At 55.2% G+C, this 4,600-nt stretch carries 2 protein-coding genes; one reads left to right on the plus strand and one right to left on the minus strand.

Annotation, left to right across the window (positions count from 1 at the left end; genetic code table 11):
• Nucleotides 1–392: 392 nt before the first annotated feature.
• Nucleotides 393–3,632 (minus strand): carbamoyl-phosphate synthase large subunit, encoded by a 3,240-nt coding sequence (gene carB / locus HFM78_RS04425; protein ID WP_287128214.1) that lies wholly within the window; start codon nucleotides 3,630–3,632, stop codon nucleotides 393–395.
• Between the two features lie 474 nt (nucleotides 3,633–4,106).
• Between carB and HFM78_RS04430 the strand changes: the two genes are divergently transcribed.
• Nucleotides 4,107–4,600: protein-disulfide reductase DsbD domain-containing protein (locus HFM78_RS04430; protein ID WP_287128215.1), on the plus strand; the 494-nt coding region annotated here is incomplete at its 3' end.

Below are 4,600 nucleotides of genomic sequence, written 5' to 3' on the forward strand. Positions count from 1 at the left end.
GCATATGGTTTCAGATTATTTACCAATATGCGCCATAGGCTGTTAGCAGCTTTCTCGAATTAAATTTAGCTGTTCACCACTTATATGGAAGAGCCAATTCGTTTAGGCCTATACGAATTATACAGACGGAAACCTTATAAGACCAAATTTAGATTGTGTAAAGTCAACTCGACCTTGCTCCAAGAGTGTTTTTCTACAATAATCACCATTATTCTGGAGGACCTGTGTCTGCCAAGTAAGTGTAGATTGACTCTGGTAAGGAATCACAATTAGTTCTTGCAAAAGTTGCTGCATTTCTGGTGAAAATCTCATCAAATCAGGCATTACCCTTTTCCTTATATGATTTTTACGGTACGGGGACATAAATATACTAATTCTTGAACAAGTATTAATTAATAAAGTTCCTGTAAACCTACGCCTCCTAGCAACTCATGGTACTCCTGTAACGAGCAGATGCCCAGGGTGTCCTGTTGAAGGGCAGCAATGGCACTGACGAGGGCAGACGCTCCGTTGATCGTGGTGACGACGGGGATACCTAGGGAAAAAGCGGTGCGGCGGATCAGTTGACCGTCGGTGCGGGCTTCTTTACCCGTCGGGGTATTGATCACCAATTGGACCGCGCCGTTCTGCATGATGTCGCGCACATGGGGACGGCCTTCACTGATTTTGAAGACTAACTCGGTGGGAATATCTCGTGCGAGTAAATACTGACGGGTGCCCTCGGTACAGATCACCGTGAACCCCAGACTCAGTAAGCGTTGCACCACCGGGACGACCAAGGGTTTATCGCGGTCACTGACGGAGACGAAAACCTGGCCTGTGGTCGGAAGTTTCTGACCCGCTGCCAGTTGCGCCTTAGCAAAGGCCCGCCCGAAGTCGCGGTCAATCCCCATCACCTCACCCGTGGAGCGCATTTCGGGACCGAGCAGGATATCGGTGTGGGGAAATTTGGCAAAGGGGAACACAGCTTCTTTCACAGCGACGTAGGGAGGGATGACTTCTTCGGTAAAGTTGAGTTCCTGGAGCGTTTTGCCCGCCATGATGAGGGCCGCTAGTTGGGCTAGGGGAACGCCGATGACCTTACTGACAAAGGGGACGGTGCGGGAGGCGCGGGGGTTGGCTTCAAGGATATAGACGGTTTCGCCCTGGACAGCGTACTGGATATTCATGAGACCCACGACCCCGAGTTTGCGGGCTAGCGCAGCAGTCCAGGTCCGGATCGTGGTCAGGACGGCGGCTGAAAGATTCTGGGCGGGGAGGATACAGGCGGAGTCGCCGGAGTGAATCCCGGCTTGCTCGATGTGTTCCATAATCCCACCAATGACGACTTGGCCCGTCCGGTCACAGAGCGCGTCCACATCTACTTCAATCGCTTCTTCCAAGAATTTATCCACGAGAATCGGTTGACCGGGTTCCACCGCGACCGCAAAGCGGATGAAGTGGTCGAGTTCCCGGTCGGCGTAGACAATCTCCATTCCCCGGCCCCCCAAAACGTAGCTGGGCCGGACCAAGACCGGATAGCCCAACCGCTGAGCAATCACCCGCGCTTCTTCTACAGAGCGGGCAATTCCGTGGGGCGGTTGACGGATCGCAAGTTCCGTCAAGAGTTGCTCAAAACGTTCCCGGTCCTCGGCTTGGTCAATCGCGTCCGGGGAGGTACCCCAGATTGGGGCGTGGCCCTGTTCGAGGGGGACAGCGAGCTTGAGGGGGGTCTGTCCGCCAAACTGGACAATTACGCCCACGGGTTTTTCGACCGCGACGATATTGAGGACATCTTCACAGGTTAGAGGCTCAAAATAGAGTCGGTCAGAAGTGTCGTAGTCCGTGGAAACCGTCTCGGGGTTGGAGTTGACCATGATCGTCTCGTAGCCGTGCTTGGTAAGGGCAAAACTCGCGTGACAACAACAGTAGTCAAACTCAATTCCCTGACCGATGCGATTGGGTCCGCCGCCCAAGATGAGGACCTTGGGGCGGTCGCTGGGTTGGACTTCGGTTTCCGTTTCGTAGGTGGAGTAGTGGTAGGGCGTGAAGGCGACGAATTCCGCCGCGCAGGTGTCTACGGTTTTGTAGACGGGCTGGAGGTTATGTTCGCGGCGCAATTGGGCTACGGCCGGTTCGGTTAAGCCCCAACAATAGGCCAGTTGCCGATCAGAGTAGCCGAGGCGTTTAGCTTGTCCGAGTAACTCCAGATCTACCCCTTGGGCCTGGAGGGTCTGCTCAAATTCCACTAACTCGCGCAACTTATGGAGAAACCAGGGGTCAATCCCGGTCAACTGGTAAATCCGCTCGACGGTCATCCCTTCGTAAAGAGCCTGATGGACCGCGAAAATCCGCTCGGGACTGGGCGTGCGGAGACTGCCTTCGAGTTGTCCAGTCTCCCATTGGGTCGGGGTGCGGTCGGCTCCAAATCCGGCGCGGCCCGTCTCCAGCGAACGTAAAGCTTTTTGAAAAGATTCCTGGAAGGTCCGCCCCATCGCCATCGCCTCGCCCACGGATTTCATCTGGGTCGTCAGGACGGGCTCAGAGCCGGGGAATTTCTCAAAGGCGAACCGGGGAACTTTGGTCACAACATAGTCAATCGTCGGCTCAAAACTGGCGGGGGTCTCGCGGGTAATATCGTTGGGGATCTCATCTAAGGTGAAGCCCACGGCGAGTTTGGCGGCAATCTTGGCAATCGGGAACCCGGTCGCTTTGGAGGCTAGGGCCGAACTGCGTGAAACCCTGGGGTTCATCTCGACAATGAGGACCTGTCCATCCAGAGGGTTGACCGCGAACTGGATATTAGAGCCGCCCGTCTCCACACCAATCTCACGGATGATCTTGATCGCCGCATCGCGGAGCCGTTGGTATTCGCGGTCGGTCAGGGTCTGGGCCGGGGCGACGGTGATGGAGTCGCCCGTATGCACGCCCATCGGGTCTAAATTCTCAATCGAACAGATAATCACCACGTTGTCGGCGAGGTCGCGCATGACCTCAAGTTCGTATTCCTTCCAACCCAGGACCGATTCTTCAATGAGGACTTGGCTGACGGGGGAGGCTTCGATGGCAGCTTGGGCCATCTCTTCAAATTCCTGGCGGTTATAGGCAATCCCGCCGCCACTACCGCCCATGGTGAAACTGGGGCGCAGGATTAAAGGGAAGGTCCCAATCTCTTGACTCACCTGCTGGGCCTGACTGAGGGTGCGGGCGAAACCCGAGCGCGGGGTCTTAAGACCAATCCGGGTCATGGCGGCCTTGAAGAGTTCCCGGTCCTCTGCCATCTGGATCGCGGGGAGTTTGGCTCCAATCAGTTCCACCCCGTAACGCTCCAAAACCCCGGCCTGGGCCAAGTCCACCGCTAAGTTCAAAGCGGTCTGACCGCCCATGGTCGGCAACAGGGCATCGGGCCGTTCGCGGGCAATAATGCGCTCTACAAAATCTACGGTCAAGGGTTCGATATAGGTGCGGTCGGCGAGTTGGGGGTCCGTCATGATCGTGGCGGGATTGGAGTTCACCAGGACCACGGTGTAACCTTCCTCGCGCATGGCTTTACAGGCCTGGGTCCCCGAATAGTCAAATTCACAAGCCTGCCCAATCACAATCGGACCAGAGCCAATCAGCAGGATCTTCTGAACATCGTTACGGCGGGGCATGGCGGGTGCAGCAATAGGCCGATCTATTATTACGTATTTGCGCCTGGGGTTGGGGCTTCAAGCAGCCTCCATGCCCGTGCGCTAGATAAATAGAGCAGGATTGAGGATGTTTAAAATGGAAAATTATATCTCTAGAGATGAAATAATGCAGGATTCTGAACCCATACCCATTACCACTACCTTCCCAGGGTGGTTATTAGGTCGCCTAGCTACCCTTGATGGAGTTCCATCAGAACATGTTCAGCTAGCTCTTGAAACTTATCTAGGAACACTAGGCATGGTTAAACAGTGATTTATCTCGGTTGGGAGATTTTGAACCCTATGAATGGCAACATGGTGAGTTAGAGGCAGGAGAATCGGTCAATGCTAGTCTCCAGAAGCCGTGACAACATTATAGAGACTGGACAGTGGGGGTGTATTGGCATCTAGGGGTTGAAACCACTAGGCTGACGAAGAGAGCGTATTGGACAAATGATGATGCGTTGGTTGTGGTTGGGATTAGGGCTTTTAGTGACTCTGGGCCAGTTCCCCCTCTGGGCGGCTCCCGCCCGCTCAGACCATGCAGAAGCCGAGCTAGTCGCGGCAGTAGGCGCAGTCCAACCCGGACAAAATCTCACCGTTGCCCTCAGACTCAAACTAGACGAAGGCTGGCATAGCTACTGGCAGAACCCCGGCGACTCCGGCCTCGCCACCACTCTCCAATGGCAACTACCCCAGGGCCTGAGTGCCGGTCCCATTCAATGGCCCTACCCCGAATACATCAGCACCCCGCCCCTCGCCACCTACGGCTACGAAGGCGAAATATTTTTACTCACCCAAATCAAAGTCCCCGCCCGACTCAATACAAAAACCCTCACCCTCACCGCCAAAACCGAATGGCTAGAGTGCAAAGAAGAGTGTTTACCGGGCCTTGCTACCCTCCGACTCACCCTGCCCGTCGGGACCACCGCCCCCCCCTCCCCCTGGAC

The organism is Candidatus Cyanaurora vandensis, from assembly GCF_013285555.1.
Lineage (GTDB): Bacteria > Cyanobacteriota > Cyanobacteriia > Gloeobacterales > Anthocerotibacteraceae > Cyanaurora > Cyanaurora vandensis.

Excerpts from the sequence above, each read along its gene's own strand:
- carB (WP_287128214.1), bottom strand. The coding sequence starts at position 3,632 with ATGCCCCGCCGTAACGATGTTCAGAAGATCCTGCTGATTGGCTCTGGT.